The sequence below is a fragment of the Acinetobacter sp. ANC 4204 genome (genome assembly GCF_002135205.1).
GTDB lineage: Bacteria > Pseudomonadota > Gammaproteobacteria > Pseudomonadales > Moraxellaceae > Acinetobacter.
In genome coordinates, this window is record NZ_NEFZ01000001.1 from 132483 (window position 1) to 155175 (window position 22693).

At 40.5% G+C, this 22693-nt stretch carries 24 protein-coding genes; 16 read left to right on the forward strand and 8 right to left on the reverse strand.

Going from position 1 to position 22693, the window contains the following annotated elements:
• Positions 1-137 precede the first annotated feature (137 nt).
• The 14 genes from B9T36_RS00750 to B9T36_RS00810 are packed head-to-tail and all read left to right on the forward strand — an operon-like array spanning position 138 to position 8105.
• Positions 138-566 carry a hypothetical protein gene (locus tag B9T36_RS00750; RefSeq protein WP_086207693.1) on the forward strand — a complete coding sequence of 143 codons (429 nt, stop codon included), beginning with the start codon at positions 138-140 and terminating at the stop codon, positions 564-566.
• Positions 566-871: a hypothetical protein gene (locus B9T36_RS00755; protein WP_086207694.1), complete on the forward strand. Its 306-nt coding sequence runs from the start codon at positions 566-568 to the stop codon at positions 869-871. Before B9T36_RS00750 ends, B9T36_RS00755 begins: the two co-directional genes overlap by 1 nt.
• Before the next feature lie 12 nt (positions 872-883).
• Positions 884-1957: an ATP-binding protein gene (locus B9T36_RS00760; RefSeq protein ID WP_086207695.1), complete on the forward strand. Its 1074-nt coding sequence runs from the start codon at positions 884-886 to the stop codon at positions 1955-1957.
• On the forward strand, positions 1954-3141 hold the full coding sequence (locus tag B9T36_RS00765) for a hypothetical protein (RefSeq protein WP_086207696.1): 1188 nt from the start codon (positions 1954-1956) through the stop codon (positions 3139-3141). Before B9T36_RS00760 ends, B9T36_RS00765 begins: the two co-directional genes overlap by 4 nt.
• On the forward strand, positions 3138-3263 hold the full coding sequence (locus tag B9T36_RS19300) for a hypothetical protein (RefSeq protein ID WP_265733393.1): 126 nt from the start codon (positions 3138-3140) through the stop codon (positions 3261-3263). The genes B9T36_RS00765 and B9T36_RS19300 overlap by 4 nt, the downstream gene beginning before the upstream one ends.
• An 8-nt stretch (positions 3264-3271) precedes the next feature.
• Complete coding sequence (locus tag B9T36_RS00770) at positions 3272-3529, forward strand: hypothetical protein (RefSeq protein ID WP_086207697.1); 258 nt, start codon at positions 3272-3274, stop codon at positions 3527-3529.
• Entirely contained in the window at positions 3529-3876 is a 348-nt protein-coding gene (locus B9T36_RS00775; RefSeq protein ID WP_086207698.1) for a hypothetical protein, read from the forward strand. The genes B9T36_RS00770 and B9T36_RS00775 overlap by 1 nt, the downstream gene beginning before the upstream one ends.
• On the forward strand, positions 3873-4385 hold the full coding sequence (locus B9T36_RS00780; protein WP_086207699.1) for a DUF551 domain-containing protein: 513 nt from the start codon (positions 3873-3875) through the stop codon (positions 4383-4385). The genes B9T36_RS00775 and B9T36_RS00780 overlap by 4 nt, the downstream gene beginning before the upstream one ends.
• The gene (locus tag B9T36_RS00785) at positions 4378-4743 is read left to right on the forward strand and encodes a hypothetical protein (protein ID WP_086207700.1); all 366 of its coding nucleotides are present in this window, start codon (positions 4378-4380) and stop codon (positions 4741-4743) included. The genes B9T36_RS00780 and B9T36_RS00785 overlap by 8 nt, the downstream gene beginning before the upstream one ends.
• Positions 4740-5375, forward strand: a complete 636-nt coding sequence (locus tag B9T36_RS00790) for a hypothetical protein (RefSeq protein ID WP_086207701.1) — start codon at positions 4740-4742, stop codon at positions 5373-5375. Before B9T36_RS00785 ends, B9T36_RS00790 begins: the two co-directional genes overlap by 4 nt.
• The gene (locus B9T36_RS00795) at positions 5368-7161 is read left to right on the forward strand and encodes a DNA cytosine methyltransferase (protein WP_086207702.1); all 1794 of its coding nucleotides are present in this window, start codon (positions 5368-5370) and stop codon (positions 7159-7161) included. Before B9T36_RS00790 ends, B9T36_RS00795 begins: the two co-directional genes overlap by 8 nt.
• Positions 7158-7640, forward strand: a complete 483-nt coding sequence (locus B9T36_RS00800; RefSeq protein WP_086207703.1) for a class I SAM-dependent methyltransferase — start codon at positions 7158-7160, stop codon at positions 7638-7640. Before B9T36_RS00795 ends, B9T36_RS00800 begins: the two co-directional genes overlap by 4 nt.
• Positions 7633-7842 carry a hypothetical protein gene (locus B9T36_RS00805; protein ID WP_086207704.1) on the forward strand — a complete coding sequence of 70 codons (210 nt, stop codon included), beginning with the start codon at positions 7633-7635 and terminating at the stop codon, positions 7840-7842. The genes B9T36_RS00800 and B9T36_RS00805 overlap by 8 nt, the downstream gene beginning before the upstream one ends.
• A complete protein-coding gene (locus B9T36_RS00810) occupies positions 7839-8105 on the forward strand; it encodes a helix-turn-helix domain-containing protein (protein ID WP_086207705.1) in 267 nt (88 codons plus the stop codon). Before B9T36_RS00805 ends, B9T36_RS00810 begins: the two co-directional genes overlap by 4 nt.
• Here the strand turns inward: B9T36_RS00810 and B9T36_RS00815 are convergent.
• From B9T36_RS00815 to B9T36_RS00825, 3 genes are all read right to left on the reverse strand, one after another.
• Positions 8102-9307, reverse strand: coding sequence for a tyrosine-type recombinase/integrase (locus B9T36_RS00815; protein WP_086207706.1), 1206 nt, complete (start codon positions 9305-9307; stop codon positions 8102-8104). The genes B9T36_RS00810 and B9T36_RS00815 overlap by 4 nt on opposite strands.
• A gap of 152 nt (positions 9308-9459) precedes the next feature.
• Entirely contained in the window at positions 9460-13974 is a 4515-nt protein-coding gene (locus B9T36_RS00820; protein ID WP_086207707.1) for a translocation/assembly module TamB domain-containing protein, read from the reverse strand.
• A gap of 24 nt (positions 13975-13998) precedes the next feature.
• A complete protein-coding gene (locus B9T36_RS00825) occupies positions 13999-16752 on the reverse strand; it encodes an autotransporter assembly complex protein TamA (protein WP_086207708.1) in 2754 nt (917 codons plus the stop codon).
• A 176-nt stretch (positions 16753-16928) separates the two neighbouring features.
• On the opposite strand from B9T36_RS00825, the gene B9T36_RS00830 reads away from it, so the two are divergent.
• Positions 16929-18248 carry an MFS transporter gene (locus B9T36_RS00830; protein WP_086207709.1) on the forward strand — a complete coding sequence of 440 codons (1320 nt, stop codon included), beginning with the start codon at positions 16929-16931 and terminating at the stop codon, positions 18246-18248.
• A gap of 4 nt (positions 18249-18252) precedes the next feature.
• The gene (gene coq7 / locus B9T36_RS00835; protein ID WP_086207710.1) at positions 18253-18888 is read left to right on the forward strand and encodes a 2-polyprenyl-3-methyl-6-methoxy-1,4-benzoquinone monooxygenase; all 636 of its coding nucleotides are present in this window, start codon (positions 18253-18255) and stop codon (positions 18886-18888) included.
• Between the two features lie 65 nt (positions 18889-18953).
• Here the strand turns inward: coq7 and B9T36_RS00840 are convergent, their stop codons facing one another.
• The 5 genes from B9T36_RS00840 to B9T36_RS00860 form a co-directional block, all read right to left on the reverse strand.
• Positions 18954-19511, reverse strand: a complete 558-nt coding sequence (locus B9T36_RS00840) for a hypothetical protein (protein ID WP_228146947.1) — start codon at positions 19509-19511, stop codon at positions 18954-18956.
• A gap of 73 nt (positions 19512-19584) precedes the next feature.
• The gene (locus B9T36_RS00845; RefSeq protein ID WP_086207711.1) at positions 19585-20028 is read right to left on the reverse strand and encodes a 2-amino-4-hydroxy-6-hydroxymethyldihydropteridine diphosphokinase; all 444 of its coding nucleotides are present in this window, start codon (positions 20026-20028) and stop codon (positions 19585-19587) included.
• Complete coding sequence (gene folB, locus B9T36_RS00850; RefSeq protein ID WP_086207712.1) at positions 19985-20365, reverse strand: dihydroneopterin aldolase; 381 nt, start codon at positions 20363-20365, stop codon at positions 19985-19987. Before folB ends, B9T36_RS00845 begins: the two co-directional genes overlap by 44 nt.
• A 145-nt stretch (positions 20366-20510) precedes the next feature.
• Positions 20511-21809 (reverse strand): ABC1 kinase family protein, encoded by a 1299-nt coding sequence (locus B9T36_RS00855; RefSeq protein WP_086207713.1) that lies wholly within the window; start codon positions 21807-21809, stop codon positions 20511-20513.
• Between the two features lie 57 nt (positions 21810-21866).
• On the reverse strand, positions 21867-22637 hold the full coding sequence (locus B9T36_RS00860) for a HesA/MoeB/ThiF family protein (RefSeq protein WP_086207714.1): 771 nt from the start codon (positions 22635-22637) through the stop codon (positions 21867-21869).
• Between the last annotated feature and the right edge of the window lie 56 nt (positions 22638-22693).

Consider the following 22693-nt stretch of genomic DNA (forward strand, 5'->3'; position numbering starts at 1 on the left):
TAAAATAAAATAGTAATTTAAGTTACCTTTTGTATTGACAATAAAAGTAAGTTAGCTTACCTTTTATCTCACAGACATCAAAAAAGCACACCGACCGTCAAATCATGTGTGCTTTTACAGAAACTGCGAGATCAATTATGAACAAAACCTTATCCCCTTTCAATACCATCAAGATATCTCTTGGTGTAGCTGCTGTAACAATAGGCGTGCTGAGCTGTGGGTTTAAAACTGCACCACAGGCTGCACAACCTGTAGTTGCTGACGTAGCTCCATCTGAATACCAACTCTTAGCATTACGCATGACAAGTGAGAAGCAAGGCGAAGCGATTATTCGTTTAGATGGTTTCCGAGTGACTGCACGTTTTGAAGTTGAAGCATTCGAAGACAGCTACGGCGTACCGGGTAGTGAATTCACTGCTGTTGATGTAACCAGTCTTGATGAAGTGACCGTTTCAGATGCCTTAGGCAATCCATATAACGACTTCACAAACCATTTTGACCATCAGAACTTCAATGCCCTCATCAAAGGTTACATCGAAAAACATCGTTTAGTGGAGGCAGGCTAATGACTACTTCTACTCAAAAGTTTTCTGAGTTCATCAGTCAAGATGACGAAGGCAACATTCGTATGCGTCTCGGTCATTCAACCTACTTTGAAAAAGGTCGCCATATTTATGTGGTCAACAAAGATGGTACTGAGCAGTTAATCACGCTTGAGGTTCATGCAGCCAAGCCTTGGATCCGTGAAAACTTTGAACGTGAACGAGCTTTCCAACAAAGAAAAACCATGGCTATTCGACTTCAGAAGTCACTCACACGTTCTTATCCAAAATCATATAAACGAGCTAAAGGCTCACTGTTCTGGGCATAAGGGGCTTTAATCATGACTGTATTTTTTAAGAAGGCTCAACGTAAAAATGCCAAATTACGTCTTGCTATAGCCGGCCCTACGGGATCTGGTAAAACTATGGGTGCTCTGCTTATTGCCAAAGGTATTGGTGGGCGTATTGCTGTTGCTGATACGGAAAATAGTAGTGCTGAACTCTATGATGATGTTGTTTTGTTTGAACATGCAAACTTGCAACCTCCCTACACTCCTGAAAAATTCATAGGTGCGATTAAGGCCGCAGAAGACGCAGGCTTTGACACACTTATCTTAGATAGCATCACTCATGAATGGTCTGGTGTCGGTGGTTGTCTTGAAATTGTAGATAAGCTGGCGAGCACCACATTTAGAGGTAATAGCTGGGGCGCATGGAGTGAAGTGACACCTCGCCACCGTAAATTTATCGATGCAATGCTGCAGTCTAGTATCAATATTATCGTGACGCTGCGCTCGAAAATGGAAACCGTTCAAGTTACGGATGGCAAAGGTAAGAAGAAAGTTGAAAAGGTTGGGATGAAGGCTGAACAACGTGACGGTATTGAATATGAGTTCACAACAGTCTTGGATATTACACACGACAACTTCGCTATAAAAACCAAAGACCGTACGCGTATTTTTGAAGAACCGCGCATCCTAAGTGAAAACGATGGAATCCAGCTTAAGCAATGGCTTCTATCAGGTTCTGCTGATTCTTGTATTGATGGTAACCAATACCTAGAACTTGAAGAGTTAATGAAGAATGCGGGTGTAGATATTGAGAAATTCTGCACAAAACGTGGCTTAAACAGTTTGCATGATGTTCAGCAGCAAAAGTTTGATGAAACCTGTAAATCACTCAACGAGATGATTAAACGCAATGCTGAGGCACAGCAAGCAAATGAAGAACAGCTTCAGCAGGAACAAGATGCCTTGCTGGAACAAGATTACCAACAAGCATTAGCTGTAATTCAAAAGGCACAAAGCTCAGTAGAGCTTCAATACCCTGCTGATTTTTTCAAAGGGACTAAATACGAACAACAAATTCTAAATTCTTGTCAGGCAAAGTCAGATATGGAGGGATGGACAGCATGAACATTTTAAATAGTACTGAAGCTTTTGAAGCAATGATGGCTGGGCGAAATATCATGTGCCGTATTGCGGGCGAGCTCACCGAATTTGATGACTTGGACCAGTTCCCTGCCACTGTTTTTGCTAAACAGGGTTATGAGTTTTGTATCAAGATTGATGAACTCACAATTAATGGTTTCACTTTCTTGAAACCTTACTCGCTTGATGAGTTAGATGAGGGACAAGATATATTTCTAATTGGTAATACTGGAAGCATTATCAAAGGCCAGTTTATTCCTGAATACGAAGAACTGGTGTTAGCGGTAAAAAATGGTTCTGTACAACGAGACTTTGAAAATGCTCAAAAGCAAGCAAAAGCCTTTCAAAGTTTACTGGGTATTGAAAATGAGTTGGTTGTAAAGGTCGTTGATTTTCATACATTCATGAAACCAGCTACCAAACCTAAAAAAACACCTCGTAAAAAGAGTGAGTCTCCAATAGAACAAGTTGAGCCGACTCAAGTTTCAAGTGAAAAGCTGGGTGATGTTTCCAGTGATGAAATTGAAACAGATCCAACGAAAATTGTTGAGTCATTCACCACTCAGATTAATGAATGTGTAAAAGTTGAATCTGTTTTATCACTGCGCTACTCATTCTCTGCAAATGGTTATCTTGAGAGAGAACATGTTCAGCATTTATTTGAACTGGTAGAAGCTAAGTTGATTGAGTTAGATCCAGAGCAATATACGCCAAAAGCCGAAACTGAAGACTTATCTGCAGAAGCACTCAAGCAACTACAACAGGATGCAGAGGATCTAATCAAGGGCGTTAATGACCAAGTGCAAGAAGATGAAAAGCATATAACACTTTTAAACGACTTGCTTGAACGTGCCTCGAAATCCCAAACACCGGCAGAAGCAAATGCGCTTATTAAATACACCAGTGAATGGACTGAAGAACAACGTAAGCCGCTGCTTAACGCTATTCACAATCGCTTAAAGGATCTCAGTGCATTCACAACCGCTGAAACACAACCACCTTCATTGATGGTGCAAATCCAAAATGCCAAAGATTTAAATGAGTTGGAGTGTTTGGAGGTCGAAGTATTCAATCGCCATACCGATATCCAACCCAAGCTAATGGACTTTGTAAAGCGACGTCGCTTTGAGTTGAAGAATGGGGCTGGTCCAGTAGGAGCACCTCTATGAGCTACCACTACTCCTCCATTACCCGTGTGCTGATAGTTCAGCACAATGGTCGGGTGAAAACTTATACGAACATCAACCTCTTTGGGATTGAGGAATGTATTCAAAACTTTGTGAATACGTGAGGGTATAGATGATCTGCCCAAAACAATTAATCCCTGCTTTCACTATGTTTGTAGCTAGTGATGGGTACCAGTGTGTAATCAATAAAATTATTGGTGAAGCTATTTTTACAAAAGCAAATCAGCCAAGTTTAAAAATTGATGGCCTTGGAAATATGAACAAAGCAGCCCAAAAGCGCTATGAGCTTTTTCTTAGATTATGGCTAAAGAATGGCAAAGATTTTGTTCTTCGCTTTCAAGCTCAAGCACTTATGTTGAAGGTGGCGTGATGGAAACAAAACAACTGGAACCTGCTGAAATTATCAGGGGAGAGATGGGAACTTGGACCCACCCTGTTTACTCAAGCTATGTCAGTGAAAATCTAGATGGCAAAGAGTACATAAGCCGTGACGAATGGGATCAGCTTAAAAACCATTTCAATATTCAAACAGTCACTTACTGGATGGAAGGTCATGTAAACCCTGATGAATGGGAGAAAATGATGGATGCTTGCGATATCTCTACATGGGATCCGATTGCACCTTGTGGTTTTTTCTTAATTGATATTCATTTTGGCGAGGATGATGCATATGCGCTTTTCGCTCGAAATAAACGTGAAATCGAGGTGGCGGGATGAATATTCAAAACTTTGAAACAGCTTATTTAAATGCAGGTGGAAAAGCTTCTGAGCTCGAAAAAGAAGATGGTGAATATGTTTCTTCAAAAGCTCAAATGGGTTGGCAGATGTGGCAAGCATCTGCCCAAGTTGTACCTGAAGGGTTCGAACAAGCTTACAGCGAAATATTCTCGCCTATCGTCAAACGTCCATATCCACGTTTAGAAAATGGAGATTACAAGTACATCGAAATCAATCAAGGTTGGAAATTATGGCAAGTGGCTACAGCTCAAGCCGTTCCTGAATGGATTTCAGTTAAGGATAAGCTACCAGGGTTTAATCAAAGTGTGCTTAGTTGCGATGGTTTCGAAACCTGCGTGGCTGAATATCTTGAGTCCTGCAAAAATGAGTATGGTGTTTTTTTTGAAGAGGGTTTCTGGATTAATGGTGCAGCAAGTATTTTTGAAAATGTGACCCATTGGATGCCCCTACCTGAAGCGATCGAAGCACAGGAGCAAAGTCATGATTGAAAAAACATTTCAAATCCAACCAGTCGATGTTCCTGAAGATTTAAACAGTCTTTGGTTTCATCCTGACATTGCTGAACACGACACTATTGATGATGGTGCTGAATACTACACTGCTGAACAATGGGAGCAACTGCAAGACAATCTAGGTGTAGATATTGTTCTTGAACGTTGGGAATACATGGATATTCCAGAAATTCCTGATGAAGACTCAGCTGATTGGTCTAAGTGGAAGCCTACGCCACCAACAGAAGGTTTGTTTCTGATAGCAGCTTATGACACCGAAGATGGTCCTGTTTTATGGTGGGCTAAAGAGCGTTTACCGCATTCTGTGCAGCAAAGTTTGGGAGAGGTTTCATGAAGACTCCAACACTTGAGCAATTTTTAAAGGATATTGCAAGTCACCAACTTACAGTAAACCTAGATCAAGGTGTGTTCCGTGATTTAACGCTTGCACGTCCAAACACCGTTTCTATGCATTATAACATCACAACTCGCCCGGGCTATTTGGTTATCACTGGTGATATGGGATCTTTTGTATTTACTCGATTGAATGACATGTTCAAGTTCTTCCGTAGTGATGATGGCTATGAGATTAATCCTGGTTATTGGGAGGAAAAACTCGAAGCTGTTAATCGCGGAAATGGTGCACAAGCATTCTCTGTAGATACTGTTACTCAAATTCTAAAGGATCACCTAAATGATCACTTAGAGGGTTTGGATTGTGGTCATTCACCATCTGACGAGGCAAAAGCCGAGGAAGCAAAAGAAGCAATTCAAAATCTAATTGGATTAGCTGAATCAGATGAACATGATTTCTATTCAAAACTACGTGAATGGGATCCGAAATATGACGGCGGCGTAGATATGGAATGTTGGTGGGAATGGGATTTTAAAGACTATACCTACCACTACATTTGGTGCTGTTACGCAATAGTACATGCAATCAAGCTTTACGATGCTGAGATGTCGAAGGAGCAAAGTCATGAATAATTTTGTCGACAGTGCTAAAGCGTTTAAAACACAGTTTAAATTAAATTTTTCTGAAAAAATCATCATCGACTTTTTTGCAGGCGGTGGTGGTGCCAGTACTGGATTAGAAATGGGTTTAAGCCGTCCGGTATACGCTGCTGTAAACCACAACCCTAAAGCTATATCTATGCATGAAGCAAACCACCCTCATACAAAACATTATGTACAGGATGTATTTGCAGTTGATCCAGTAGAAATTTGCGATGGTTATCAAGTTGGATGGTTTCATGCCAGCCCAGATTGTACTCATCACTCTCAAGCTGCAGGTGGGCAACCGCGAAAAAAAGAAATCCGTGATTTAGGCTGGGTTATTCCTAAATTTGCAGGAAAGGTAAAACCAGACGTTATTACAATGGAAAACGTTAAGCAGATGCTTAAATGGGGGCCGTTGATTGCTAAACGCGATAAAACAACTGGCCGTGTAATAACTTTAGATAAAATTATTGTTGATGGAAAAAAACAGTATCGAGTTGCAGAACCTGGTGAATATGTTCCACGTGACAACCAATTTTTAGTTCCTGATCCAGAAAGAATTGGTCAAACATGGAAACAATTTGTTCGTCATCTTGAGCGATTGGGTTATGCGGTTGAGTGGAAAAAGCTTGTTGCCGCTGATTTTGGCGCACCAACAACTAGAGAACGTTTATTTTTGGTTGCTCGTTGTGATGGAAAGCCAATTGTATGGCCTGAACCAAGTCACATTAAGGTGCCTAAACGTGGTCAAAAAAAATGGCGTTCCGCAGCCGAATGTATTGATTTTACTGATCTAGGTAAATCCATTTTTGATCGCCCGAAGCCGCACGCAGATGCAACGCTAAAGCGGATAGCGCGTGGATTAAAAAAGTTTGTGATTGATGCTGATAACCCATATGTTATCAAATCTTCACTACCTTTCATTAGTCGAGATTTTGGTACTTCAACTGGTCATAAGATTGATGAACCACTTGCAACCATTACTTCTTCTTTTGGAGGACATAGTGCAGTTGTGAATCCAATCATTGCCCCATTTTTAACTGAATTTGCAAACGCATCACAACAGCGCAACTGGTCTGCTGATAAGCCTTTAAGCACGATATGTGCACAAGTGAAAGGTGGGCATCATGCTTTTGTATCTCCTTTGCTAATTCACGCAGGTCATGGTGAAGGTACTCCTGAAAATCCACGTTGGTCAAAAGGATGTGATGATATTCATAATCCACTTGCCACGATTACAACCTCAGGCGGGCGTAATTTAGTATCGGCTGTGTTTACGCAAGCATTTTATGGTGACAAACGAGAATCAGATCATCGTGCGGATAATCTTGAAAACCCGCTGCGTACAATTACAACTGAAAATAGACATAGCTTCATAAGCGCAACGCTGAGCAAAGAAAACCTAAATGGTGCGCTGCGAGTGGCTGCATTTCTCATTAATTACTATGGCAATGGTGACGCTCGAGATATACAACAACCACTAGACACCATAACCACCAAAGACCGTTTAGCATTGGTCACGGTTTGGATTAAAGGTGAACCATGGGTAATCGTTGATATTCGTATGCGTATGCTGAACCCAAGGGAGTTGTATAAAGCTCAAGGCTTTCCTGATTCTTATGTTATTCAACATGGTCATGACAAAGTACCGCTTTCAAAAAAAGACCAGGTGCATATGGTTGGAAATTCAGTTTCACCTTTGCCAATGGCGGCAATAGCTCAGACTAATAATCCATTTATAGATGATGTTAGTTTGAAGGAGAGAGCCGCATGACAGCAAAAATTCTTGATCCCTGTTGCGGCTCTCGCATGATGCATTTCGATCGTACAAATCCAAATGTCGTATTCGGAGATATTCGTACAGAAAAGCACATTTTATGTGATGGTCGCTCTCTTGATGTAACACCTGATATTGAAATGGACTTTCGTTCAATGCCATTCAAAGATGGGCAATTCAATTTAGTCGTATTTGATCCACCGCATTTGATTAAAGCAGGAAAAGAAAGCTGGCTTGCTTTGAAGTATGGAAAACTTCAAGAAAATTGGCGGGAAGATATCCAAAAAGGATTTGAGGAATGTTTCCGCGTGTTGGCCAAAGGCGGTGTGCTGATTTTTAAGTGGAATGAAACACAAATAAAAGTCAGTGAAATTCTATCTTTAACAGATCAAAAGCCTGTGTTCGGACATATCAGTGGGAAGCGTGCGAATACTCACTGGATCACTTTCATGAAAATGGAGCAGGCTCATGACTAACCTCCAACACATCGCCCAAGAGCTTGTTGAAGAATTTGCACCACTTATCATAGGCCAGTCGGGCACAACCAAAACATTCACGGCGGAGCAAGCCTCTGCCCTTTATAACATCCTTGTTCAGTTCGGCTACAAGGATGAGCACACAGGCTTAGACACCAAATTGCCGTTTGAGTTAATTGATATTAAGAAGGAGGTGGTATGAAAATTAAGCTTGATCAAATGACACAAAAAGATAAAGACGAGCGTTTGCAGCGTTTTCTATCTGCAAGTGAACAGCAGCTTTTCCCTCAGGAAGATATTGCAATTTATCTAACATGCTCTACACACACGCTTCAGCGCTTACGCTGTACTGGTGGGGGTATTCCATATAGCAAAATAGGTAGAAGCGTGGTTTATAAGAAATCCGATGTATTAAGGTATCAGGAAAATCAAACCATCATGAACACAGCTCAACTCGCCTCCTAGTCGAAGCAGTTGAGCCTCCCTTGATAAACGGCTTCAATATCATTCATTGCAAGCCGTAATTTTTTTATAGAAACCTGAACATAACCGCCGGTAACATCGTTCCTCGCCCCTGATCTATGATTGAGAAGTCTTTTAATTGTATAAGGACCATAATCTAAGTTATTGCAGATTGTTGCAAATGTTCTTCTTAAATCATGCAGTGAAATTTCAATACCAGTTTGCCCTGCTATTGTCCTTAACATTCCTTGTGCGCCTGATATATGTTTTGCGCTAGAAGTCATATTGGAACCCGGGAAAACGTATTCATTACATTTCAATTCATAACGCTGCTTAATAATCTCAAACAAATGATCACCCATGGGTAAAAGGTGGTCATCTCCATTTTTTGGATCTTTAAAAACAAATAAGCCTTTCTCCATGTCTACATTTTCCCATTTCAGGGTTTGTGCTTCATTCCGCCGACAACCGGTATACATGATGAATAGCACAAGGTCGCGTACCGCATTCTTTGAGGCATCATCATATAAAGAACGCTCTGTGAAATAGTTAAGGACAGCGTTGTAGTAAGTGTGAATATTACTCTCGTCTAAATGTCGAGTTCTAACCTTAGCCTTATTCCATCCTCGCTTAGCAGGGATTACATCGACTGGGTTATGTTTAAGAATCGGATTCTCATCACTCGAACAATGAACTTGAGCAAAGCGCCAAATTGAACCAAACATCTTTAGTGTAAGGTTAGCTTGCGTAGGACTGTATTCAGTAAGCTTGATAAACCGATCAAACACTTCCTTTTTGGTGATTTCAAATATTGGTTTGGGCTTCCAATCTGATAGGAATGTATCTAGGCAATGGTTGTATGTATTGATGGATAGCTGTTTTAATTTTCTTTGTTTTAGGTATAGGCTGAAAGCTTGCTCTACTGTCATCTCACCTGAAAGTGCATCTTTCTTTTTCTCATAAACACCATTGGATATATCAGACAAAATACTTTGAGCTTTCTTTCGAGCTTCAACTGGTGTTATTTCATTTGTCTTGCCAATAGTCACACGGAACAATTTTCCTTCGTGACGGCGCTCGACGATATAAGACTTACTTTTGACTGTTGCCCGAACAGCAAAACCAATCAGATCAGAGTCGCGGTAGATCACTTGCCCTTTTTCAGTCAATGCAATAGCATCAACATTAGATTTGTTGAGTTTCATTTCAGACTTAAATACAAATTCGACACTTGCATTTTAAGTCCGAAATTACTCAACAGTCTACATATAATCTACACAAGACAACCCAATGTAGATTAAAAACAGAAATAAATAATAATAAACAATATCTTATATAAATATTAAGATTTCACTTATTAAAACTTCCAGTTATAGAACAAGTCTATTGCACGCTCTACTGATTGACTCGCCTCTAAGTACATTCGCTTATTCATTTGATAGCGTAAAGTCAATTTATTCACAGGAGTAAACACCCCCACACCATAACGAATATACAAATCAGGAGTGATATAACCCGTCAGACTCACTTGAGTATCATCGCCAGTCCCTTGCGCATCTAAAGCCAAACCACTTAATCCAAAAGTACGCCCAAGCTGATTGGTAAATGCGCGTGTTCCTCCCAAACCTAAACTAATTCCTGCTGCAGCAATAGTATTATTAACATCCGATTTGAAGCCTTCAGTTTGGCTTAAGCTACTAGAACCTTCATTAATTCGTCCAGTAAGTAATGCATTTAAAGCTTCTTGCTCAGACAAACCAGCATCGTTATACACTTGAATATTCGGGGAAGTTGCCGTACCTGTTACGCGCACTCCAACCGTACTGCCCTGTACGGCTTTGTTTGCATCAATATCTAAAGTTGGGTTACTTAGAGCGCCATTGAAACGCGCAATTGCACGGTTTAAATCTAAACTTTGACCATAGGCTTCAATTTTAACCCGTTGACTAACCCCAATTGCGCCATTGGCACGCATAGCAGTTTCTGCACCACGCTGTGACAAATACAAACGTCCTAATAATGGAATGCGACTGTTAAAGCCTTGGAAAATGACCTGATTACCTAAGCCAACCATGACATCAGCACGGATGTCCCAAGGCTTCGAGCTGTTTAAGATTGCTAACTGATTTTGCCCCTCTTTAACTATACGAACATCAGAAGATACATTCACCACAGGTACAGATGCCTCTGGCATTGAAATTAAAGCGCGGGGAACTTGAATTTCACCATTTAAAGTGAGTTTCTTACTTAATGGTAAAACATCAAGTGTAATTTTAGGTGTTACCAATGCCGTAATTAAAGGCGCTTGACGAATAAGTAAATTCTCACCATTCAGCTGTAACTGAATACGCGGATCATTCTTCCAGTCCACAGTTCCTGTTAATTTGCCAACCCCACGCCCACTATTAAACGCACCGTTGATTGTTGCTTGGTCTTGACGAATTGCTGAATAAAGCTGGATATTGGTCAAGTTCACTGGTAGTGAAATCATGCTAATTGACCCATCTTTTAAACGGACATCCCCCGTCAGTAATGGAGCTTTCAAAGTACCATTGATTTTACCTGCATAAGAAAGTGTCCCCCCCATAGAACGCACATCGGCTATGAATGGCTTAAAAACTTTGAGCTGTACTTGATCAAATGCGATTTCACCACGCATAGGCATGTTGTCACGGTATGGATCAATAACCACATTGGCATATCCCACGCCAATTTCAGGTGTTTTGACATCCAATCGGATTTGTAGACCTTCTGCCACACTTTTTGCAACCAAAGCCACTTGTTCATATTTTAGCGTTGAACCTAAGTCTTGTGGATCATCTGCAGCTAAGCCAATCACCCCATCACGAGTGACTAAACGAGCATCAATTTTCGGTTTAGCTCCTTGTGCCCAAACCGCTTTTGCATGCCCATTTAACTTACCTGTAATCGCTAGACCTTCTGGCATAAATGCAGCAAAATCATTTAAGTCTAAATTTTGTGTTAAAAATGAAACATTACCACGCGTTTTGCTCACTCGAATTGGCTGATCAAAACAAAGTTGGCTTTGCTGACTCATCCAACAATGCGCACCGATCAGCAAATCTGTATTAGAGCGACTATAAACGACTGAGGCATTTTGACGCTGAACCAAACGCGCGCGCACAGAGTCAAAATCACCCTTTTGAATTTGCCCTAACCAATCATTTTGACTATTAAAGCCACCAGCAAGTTGCACATAAAATTTAGACTTTTCATTTTTCGCAGTAACTTTTAATAAATGTGCTTTACGTGTTCCTGCAAGTGAAATTTCACCTTGTTGAATTTCACGATTACCACTACGCAAACTTTCCATTTTTGCCGTCATAAGTGACGGTGTCGTTTCTGATGTCGGCAACTGTCCAATAATACGCAATTTACGCATATCAATTAGATCTTTAAAGCCAAAATTATCCACCGCTAAGTTTGCTGTTGCTCTTAATCGGGGTTGGGACTGAACATTTAAATATCCGTATGCGCGACCACGCAAGCCTGCATAAATTTCATACAGCGCAGGTGCATTAATATTCAGTCTTAAATTTTGCGCATTACCAGTCGCTTGAATTTGGTTTTTAGCATAAGCCAACAGCAGGTTATTCGCTTCAAACTGCTGAGGTAAAAAGCCTTTTTGATTAGAATTTAAAACCAAAGCCAAGTTACCTGTACCACGTACAGGTTTGTTATTCAGCATACCCGCTAGATTTAAACTTTCGATGTTAATTCGTTTTAAAGCATCCGACCATGTACCTTTCGTCTTCACGACACCTGACAACTCACCTTGGACACTCGATGCAAAATACTGTGGTTTGAAACGAATGAATGCTGCATTTACATCCCAAGTGATGCCGTGAATAAAGTGCACCAAACCACTGGCATTAATTTGACCTGCAACTCCGTTATGCTTCAGTTCAGTTATTTTAATAAACTCAGGTGTTCCTGATAATCTTAGGTTTAATGTACCTTGACTGGCCTCAAGTTGACTGGCTTTTAAAGCCCCGTCATAGTTCACAGCATAACCTTTAAAGCCACCACCTGCTTTTTCATCATTAAATAATAATGCGGCGGTTGACTGACCAGTTAAGTGAACCGTTTCATTGTTGCTAACCATTTTTCCAGTCAGATCAATACCTTGTAATTGAATAATCTGTTGATTTGGTTTGGCATACCCGCTAGCCTGAAGTTTGCCATTCAATAGATTAATCGGTGCTGCTTCTGTAACAGTTTGCGGATTAAAGTCTTTTGCATTTAAAACGGCTTTCCATTTTAATTGACGTTTATCATTTGGAAGCTCAACAAATGCATTACCCGTTAAACTCCCTTGGCCTGCAACATAGCTAAAACTTGGAACATTTAAGTTATTATTTTTAAGATTTAACTGTGCAAGGTAATGACCCGCAGGTAAGGTCGCTTTTTCGTGTTTACTCACAACAGTCGCAACATGAATATCTTGCTGACCTTCAACTAAAGCCAGTTTTACATCACCTGAAGCGCTACTTAACCAACCAACATAAGGTACAGCGCGATCAATATTTTTCCAAGAGACATCCATCAACATTGGCTGGACTTTATTATTTTTCTCTGGATTTTGGTCTAGCGCAAGATGCCATGATTCATAACGATCAAAGTCAAGATTTGCAGTTAAATGCAGGCCTTTTTCAAGTGTCCCCTTCGATGCAATTTTGGCATCTAAGCTGGGCGGTAAAAAATCAGAAATAACTTGAGGCAATACATCATCTTTAGGATTTAGTTTATCCAAACGACCTTGTAAATTCCAAGTAACATGGTCTTTCCAGCTCACCACACCACCGACATTAACAGAACCTTTCATCAACTGCGCATTTAGGTTATCAATGTCAAGTTGATGAACCAAATCGGTATGCATCAAAGCAGTGTATTGGCCTTTAGGAATGTCTTTACCACTCAAATCTGTGTTTAAGTCGATATCCAACCGTTGAATATCACCTGCAAATTTAGCAACACCTTTTTCAGCATACAATTTGTAATCGCTGAGCAGTGGCACATGGTAATGATTAAATTTGAGCTGTCCTTGCATCGGCACATGTTTACGTACGGGATGTATAATCGCCCAACCTGTTAGTAAGTCAGGCGTTCGCGTCGCAACACCCGCTTGAATGGTATCTAAGCTACCTTTGGCATGAACGGCAATATCATGTACGTTTAAACTGTTATTTAAGGAAGGGATGTTTGCAATTGCTGTCGCTTCAAGCGGATATTTTCCTGAAAATTTCATTTTTCCAGTTGCATTACGTACAGCCAAATAACCCATATTCATACTTGACTTTTCAAACTCAAGCTCTGTACCCGACCATAAGGCATCATTTAAATGTACATCATAAAAATCAACGTGCGCACCTGTCGCAGTTTTAATATTTAAATGATCAACATCAGCTGTATCTAAGCGCAGTACAAAAGGAAGTTTAATTTCATTAAACTTAAATGGTTCATCGCTTGGCTCACCTTTGGTGATAATTCTAAGGTTACGAACATCAGCTTTGCGTAAATGAATTTCTTTATCTAATATAGCACGCCACCCTAAACTGACATCGGCGCGATCAATTTTGACATCAACAGGCTTTAATGTGACCACTACATTTTTAAGAATAATACCTTTCCATAGATTACCGCTTTCATATTCATAGTTAATAATCTTTTGGCGTTCTAATACTTGGTCGAGTAAAAACTTACTGCCTCTATCTGTAGAAAACATGACTGCAAGTGATATCACCAACAAGATGAGTGTCAACATCAGCGTCAAAATGACACTTCTAAAAATGCGCCGCTGTTGTTTTAACGGCGTAGGTGTTGGTTCTTGCTGCTGCTCTACTTCAGCCATAATCTTCCCAAAAAATGCTAAATTTTATAATAATGAACCGATAAAGAAATGTAGACGGATAGGATGACTGTCATCTGAAATCCCTGATGCTACATCAATACGAATTGGACCAATCGGTGATGCCCAGCGAATGCCTAAACCAACACTGTACTCGGTGTCATTGCTAAAATCTTTATCATACGCATTACCAAAGTCACTAAAAATCGCTGCACGCCAGCCTTCCTTAAATTGATAGTTGTATTCCATTGAGCCCACAGCTAAGGCTTGACCACCTACTTTAAATCCGTCCACAGTTGGAGATAAACTCTTATAATCAAAACCACGAATACCTTGGTCGCCGCCCGTAAAGTAACGTAAGTTATATGGTACTTTACTAAAGTCTTGAGTAAAGATATAACCGAGATCTCCACGTCCTACGAATTGGTGATTATCATTTTCACCCAATGAATAAATAAAACGCCATCCTGCATTCGCAATTGCCATGTCTGCATCTGAGAGTAGGCTTTCACTGCCTAGTTCAAGCTTATAAGTTTGTTTAATGCCCTTACTTGGATTGACACGTTTATCGCTATCAATTCTGGAAATTTCATAACCAAATAGCAGTGACTCTTGCTCAGGGTCGTCATTTGCAATAAAGGCATCTGGAATATCGTCTTCATCTGCAACCCCTTTTTGGGTTAAACGATCTAAACGATAACGCACACCATAGGTATGTTGCCAATTTCCCATCGGATTTTTAATAACACGGTCTGCACCAATAACTGCTGATTCAGTTTGTAAACTTACGCCCTGTCCAACATCATCTTGTTCTTCACGCTCATACCCTCCCACAAGGCTCACATAGTCATTCAATGGATGCTTGTAGGGGATGTTATATCGACCATCAATAGACTGACGGATTTGTGAAAGTTCTAAGTTCGCATCAAAAGAATGGCCACGATTGTTAACAATGGCACGACGATATTGCGCACGTAAACGAACACCTGTATCACTACCATAACCAGCACCTAATTCAGCGCTATTCAATTGATCGGCATTTAATGTGACTTTAACGGGGATGACCTTTGTTTCTCGCGCTTCAAGTTTTAGGCGTTCTTCTTCGCTTTGTTTTAATTCTTGTGCAGTTTTTAGTGTCGCTTGTGCTTGATTTTGTTCTACATCATTCACACCTGCAAACTGAGTTTCGCTTACGACAGACTGGGTCACTTCACGGTTTGACACAATCTGTTGTTTTTCCTGAGCCAAAACATCTTGACGTGAAAGTTGCTGTTCATCGACCAATTTCTGCAAATCAGGAGGTAATTCGCTTGGCATTTCAACTGGATCTGGTCGAACAGCATCTACCAAACTATAGTTAAAGTAGCGTGAGTTGGTCAAATTATTAGCCAAACCATTTACACGCCAAAAGGTATAATCCGCTCCGGGCTCCCATGTCACTAGACTTTGTAAAACATCTAGATCAATTGGTAGCGGCTTATCCGGATCACTCATTACAAACTCTACGTCACCTAGCTTATAACGACTACCTGTCTCAAAACGCAGGTTAATATCTGCTGTATTTTGTGGCTGTTCCACTTTCACATCGTGTAAGCGCCAATAACTATCAAAGAAACCGTTATTACTTGCAGCCTCATTGACTCGTCCTTTAGTTGACTCATATAAGCCATGATTTAATACATCGCCTACATCTTGTTCAGGCAAAACCCGTATCACTTGGAACTGCGGTAAATTTGCACCTGCACCACTAAATTCAATGTTTTGCTCTTCGATACGAACGGGTGTATTCGGTGTGACTTGAACACGGACACGACTACTACTGGTTTTTTCAAACTTAAACTCAGCATTATAAAAACCAACCGCTTGCGCCGCTTGGTTGGACAGTGTACGGAGTTGCGGTAGTGCCGATGGAAAATCATCAAAAGATTCTTGGGTAAAACTCGAGAGCTTACCCTTAATATTGTCTTTTAAATTAACCAATGCTGCCTGATAAGCTTTATTCGATATCTCGCCCTCATATTTTGCATTGATAATTTCAACATCAGCACTGATCCGTGGAACTTTGGCGCTATCCATTTCTTTTGGTGGTCGAATCTTATAGAGCATGCGTTTAAAGAAATTCGGTTCTTTGGCGATTTTCTCTTCGGTGCTCATGTCAAAATCTAAGGTATTTCCCGCTGTATTTGCCTCTACCGAAATTTGACTATCTGCTTGAATATTTCGCATCAAATCGTCGACATTAACAGGTGCTTGATTAATCTCAGCCATTTCCTGCTGTGTCGCATCTGCCACGACAAGCTCTTTCTTTTGACCACTGCGGTAGGCCTGTGCTTCTGCTTTGGCTTGCTCTGCTACCTGATAAATATCATTTGCCATATTCTGATCTACTTGAACATCAGGCAAATCCTCAAGGTCTTCAAATTGAATCGGTGCAAATTCAGCTAAGTTTTTTAAAGAGGTTTGTTGCTGTTGCAACATTTGCATACTGTCTGGAACAGGAGGTTCAACCGCCATATTTTTAACTTTCTGTAATTCCTCGGTACTGCTCATACCCTGAAGAATCGCTTCTTTTTTAATTTCCTCAGTCATTTGCGCATTCGTTTGCGTATCCACTTGCACACTGCTTGGCTCAATGGCAACGGGCGTTTCTGCAAAACTTGCTTGTGACAAAAGCGTTAAAAAGATACTCAGGCATAAATATTTATTGTTATGATGCCACGGTATGAAAGAATTCATACTCAATGAAAGAGTCGACTTTTTAAAATTTGTTTTGGCAAGCATAGAAAACTCTAAATTTATTTAATCTTTATGGATTTGCTCTAATGAAATGACCCAAAAGAACTGAAATCTATTGATTATTTTACCCAATTTCAGGTTTTAAATATCTTACATGATTTTATTGAACGATTGAGCAATTAGTCACATTTCTTAATAAAACTTAATGCAGTGCAAAAAGCATGAAAAACAATGAACATCTATTAAGTACCCGTCGCTTTCTTCCCATGTTTATTACCCAATTCTTTGGTGCATTAAACGACAATGTTTATAAACAAGCTTTGCTTTTAGTCATTACTTATGGATGGATTAATCAACAAGCAGCCAGTGTAAGTACACTCAATAATCTAGCTGCACTTTTATTTATCCTACCTTACTTTATTTTCTCCGCAACAGCAGGACAAATTGCTGACAAATTTGAACGCTCACAGTTGATTCGCGGCATTAAAATTTTAGAAATTGTGATTATGCTGATTGGCTCAGCAGGATTCTTATTGGGAAATCTATGGTTGCTGTTGTTGGCTTTATTTATGATGGGCACACACTCCACCTTCTTTGGCCCAATCAAATACGCCATTTTACCTGAGATTCTCAAACCAAATGAACTCATGTCTGGCAACGCATTGTTCCAATCAGGTACATCTATTGCCATATTGGTGGGCATGATTTTAGGTGGTGCGGTCATTTCAGCGTCAAATGGCAATTTGTTTTGGATTAGCCTGACTGTGGTTACGATTGCTATTTTGGGTTATTTCTCTAGCCGCTATATTTTAAAACAAAAAGTCAGTGCACCCGATTTAAAGATCGACTGGAATTTCTTTAGAACGAGTTTTCAAACACTTCAATATGCCAAAAGCCTGCCCCTCATTTTTATGGTTTTGCTGGGGAATTCATGGTATTGGTTTTATGGGGCGACCTACCTCACTCAAATTCCGCAGTTGACCTTGCAAAATCTACACGCTTCAGAAAATGTCGTAAGCCTACTCTTGACCTTTTTCTCTGTCGGCATTGGGGTCGGTTCGCTGTTATGCCGTAAGATTGGTGGTTCAGAAGTAAATATAAAAATGGTGCCTGTGGGTGCTATTGGACTGACTTTATTTGCCTTTTATTTGGCCTTGAGTCTCGCTTATGTCCCAGAACGTACAGGGGCAATGCTCAATGTTAGCGATATGTTCAACCACGGTATGGTTTACTATCATGTCATGCTCGCAGTGACTTTGCTTGGCATCAGTGGTGGTTTTTATATCGTACCCTTGTATGCCATGATGCAAGCGTATTCTCCGCGGTCACACCGTGCGCGTGTTGTTGCCGCAAACAACATTTTAAATGCGGTGTTTATGGTGTCATCTGCTGTATTTTCGATTATCATTTTAAGTGTTTTAAAGATTGATATTAAAATACTTTTCAGCATTACCGCTATATTGAGTGCAGTTTTTACAGTATGGTTGTTATATCGACTTAAACCTATGCTAAAAACTGTACAACCTGAGTTAGAGGACTAAAGTTATGCGTCATTACACTGGCATAGATAAATTTATCAATTCTTTTGATCAAGCCCTGCGCAGCTTAGTTCCTGGCACAACGTCTGCTCAACGCGAGAACCCAGGTAAGGCGGTAGAAACCCAACTGGCCGTCAGTGAAGCGCGTCATGTTGCTGGTTTAATGCGAGTCAACCATAGTGGCGAAGTCTGTGCTCAAGCGCTCTATCATGGTCAGGCCTTAACTGCAAAACTGCCAAATGTACGCCGTGAAATGGAACAAGCCGCGATTGAAGAACAAGACCATCTCGCATGGTGTGAAGACCGCTTAAAAGAACTGGATAGCCATACCAGTCTGCTCAATCCAATTTGGTATGGTTTGTCTTTTGGTATGGGCGCAATCGCAGGCATTGCAGGCGATAAATATAGCTTAGGTTTTGTTGCAGAAACGGAGCGCCAAGTCAGTCTGCATTTACAACACCACATCAGCCAACTCCCTGCTCAAGATGACCGTTCACGCAATATCCTTGTACAAATGAATGAAGATGAATTACATCACCGTGATACAGCACTAAATGCTGGCGGTGTCGATTTACCTATTCCTGTCAAAATCACCATGACGGCTATATCAAAACTCATGACCAAGGCCAGTTATTTTATTTAAACCACAAGGGTTTAAATAAAAAAGCAGTGGAATCACTACTGCTTTTTTATTGACTTAGTTCTGAGTTATTCCACAACGATCGGCAACAATAAGGTATTGCCTACTTGTTTCAAATTCGCTGTATATTTAGTTGCCAATGAAGGGTTGGATGGATAACTTTTTCCGTTGAACTTGAGTATGACCTGTCCTAAACCACGTGTGTAAACCGACAAATCATGCCAACCTTGCGTCTGTGTACTTAAAGCATAAATTGGGGTAGATGATACGGTCATTTTGCTATGTGGTTGGAAGCGTCCATTAGCAAGTCCTTTAAAGACCAATAAAGTACAACCACCAGAACCACACCATTCTGAACCATCCAACAGTACCACTGCATCAGCCAGACCATCCTGATTCAAATCAAAAGTATTAGTTTGATAATTTGACTGATCTTGCGTATAGGCATGCACCGCCTGCTCTAGCGCTTTATTTTCAGCAGATTTCGATGCTGAGACTTCATTCCCAACTGTACTTGTCACTACTGAAGTCAGATCTGATTCCGCTTCAACCATGTTTGATGGATTTGATTGACAACCCGCTACAAGCATTGCTAAAAAAAGCGCACTCAAAATTTGTATTTTCATGAAATAACTCGCTTTGAATTGTATTTTTATATACATCTTAAAGCAGTTATAAATGCAATCACACTTCAATATGTTAATTGGTTTCTAAACAACTGACCGTTGGAAATGTATGCTCTGCATGTTGAAAGGCAGCATCCTTCCACACATCAAACATTGGAATTTTAACATCTAAAGCCAAAGGCAGTTTCTTAGGATTAAATTGCATATGCTCTAGGTTGTCACCCCATGCAATCAAATCAACATCCAAAGCAATTTGATGCGATGGACGAATTCGTCCAGAGGCATTTTCCATTTTTTTCAGCAGGACTGAAATCTCAGAAGCAGACAAAGCTGATTTCAGCAAACACGCTGCATTCCAATAATCTGCTCCGACACCATCACGACATGGAATTAAATAAATGTTCGAAAATTGCAGCTGCCCAATTTTAGATAACTCATCAGAGGCATATAAAAAATGTTGCTGAGGGTTATTATTACTCGCCAGAGCTAGGGCGAAAATCGTTTCGGTGGCGTTCAAGACGAATTCCTACAGAATTTGCTTGCGCGATAATGGCAGGCTTACGGATGGTAATATTAATTGATTCAATCGCATGAAAGGTAGAAAAAAGTGCGTTGATGACCAACTTTGCCGCATGTTCAATCAGTTCAGGCTTGGCTTCTTGAATAACCTTTGCCGCGATTTCACAAATTTCAGCATAATTTAAGGTATGGTCTAAGTCATCTGAGTTTGATGCTTGCTCCAAATCTGTTTGAATAATCATATCCAACATTAAAGGCTGAATAATCTGACGTTCCCAGTTAAAACAGCCAATCACTGTTTCAACTTTTAAGCCTTCAATGATAATTGCGTCCACATTATTACCTTTAACCGATTTTGACTTTTTAATTCCTGCATTACGAAACCATGTTTCTCACCCCTTTAACAGGAAAGCGTTTTCAGTCCCTCTTTTCAAAAGAAGGACTGAAAGGGATTTTTTGGAGAATGTACTTCAAAAGAATTTAGTTTTTTAACAACACATTTGGGTCCATAGTTTGCACCATTTGCAAACGCTGGTCAGCATAGATGTCGGTATACGGTGCAAGGATGCGCATGAAACGATCGAAATACAGCATCTGTTTAAATAACAAGGCAAAATCACGCGGGAAGCGAATACCATGACGCTCGCCCACTGCAACCATATCCATCATAATGTCATTCAAATCTGCTGGGTTTGAACTCAGTAATTCTTGCGGATCTGCCAACAGCACACCACTAAATAAACGCTCAAGATCTGCGGCCAACACTTGTGTATCAATCTGCACTGCGGTCATGCCCATTTTCAGCATGTTTTCCGCCATGAGTGCATAATCGGTTTTTTGTAAGGCATCCATAAAGGCGATACAAGCTGTCCATACTTCAGGTTTCAACTGGCCCACAATTCCAAAGTCAATAAAACCCACACGACCATCATCAAGCAACATCAAGTTTCCAGCATGTAAGTCAGCATGGAAGCTATTACACATCATCAGACTACCAAACCATGTATTCATGGCAGTAATCAGGACTTGTGATGGATCTTTGCAACGCTGTTTCACCACATTAAAATCGGTTAATGGTACACCATATAACCGTTGCATGGTCAGCACACGGCGAGTCGAATATTGGTGATAGACCTTCGGTGCCATGGCTTTATGGTTTTGTGTGATATTGAGATAGTTCACAAAGTCATCCAGATTACTGGCTTCTTCAATAAAATCGACTTCACGAACCATGCGGGTTTTGATTTCTTCCACAATGTCTGCAAGAGATGCAAATTTGACTTTAGGCACCGCTTTTTCCAAGACCTTGGTTGCCCAGTGCAGCACATTTAAGTCAGTATAGAGAATCGTTTCTACACCTGGCTTTTGTACTTTAATCACTACATCTTCGCCCGTCACCAGTTTTGCGGCATGGACTTGGGCAATAGATGCCGAAGCTAACGGTGTTTCATCAATTGATGCAAAAATCTCAGACAGATTTCGACCTTCAAACTCAGACGCCAAAACCCCTTGTACATAACTAAACGGTAAAGATGGGGTTTGGTCTAAACAGCCTTGGAATTCTTCAACGTATTCACGTGGAAAAAGTGAAGGTGTACTGGCAATAAACTGACCCAGCTTGATATAGGTTGAACCCAAAGACTCAAAGGTTTCACGCATCAGTTTGGCATTACTTGGTTTTTCAGTTGCGTACTTAATACCTGCACGCGCTGCAATGACTGCTGTTTCCCCAACACGGGCAACAGAGCGCAGTCCATCTAAAAAGATATTGTTTTTCATAATATCGGTCAAAAATAAATTGTATTGAGTGTATCAAAGAATGAAAAAATTGCAGGCTTATCTTGCCTGACAAACTGGACAATCTGTATCTTTTTCGAAAGCAAGCAAACGTTGTTTCATACTTAAGCCATCCCAAAGCAACAGGCGTTGTTTGAGTGCGGAGACATTTAAACCCAAGTATAAAAGTGCATGATGCGCTTGAAGACTAGCCATCACGTTCGGAGTGGTGGCAAGAACGCCCGAATCTGCACAGCGTAGGCTTTCATTCGCATGTTCTTCTTTCGGGAACAGACATTCATAACAAGCGGACTCGCCTTCCACCATAAACAGTTGCCCTTGAAAACCAATGGCTGATGCACTGATGAGTGGAATATTGGCCGCTTTACACTGCTGATTAACCAAATACCGCGTCGTAAAATTATCACAACCATCAAGAACTAGGTCTTGACCAACAATTAAGCTAGATGCATTAGATATATCAAGCTTTACAGTATGCGCATGGACTTGAATATAGGGATTGATCTGCTTTAAACGCTGGGCCAAAACCTCTGCTTTATAGAAACCGACATTGTTTTCTACATAAGCAATCTGTCTTTGCAGATTGCTTACTTCGACCGTATCTGCATCAATCAGAGTAATTTGCCCTACGCCAGCACGTGCTAGTAACTCCGCAGTCAAACAACCGATGCCTCCACAACCCACGATAAGGACGTTGGCCAACTTGAGTTTTTCTTGTGCCTCTATATCCCATCCGTCTAATAAAATCTGTCGGCTATAGAGATGCATTTCAGCACTACTGAGTTCTAGACTTTCATCTAACTCGTCCATGATTCAGCCTTTTGCTAAAGAAAATGTTGATGCCGAATTATAACTATGAAACCAAG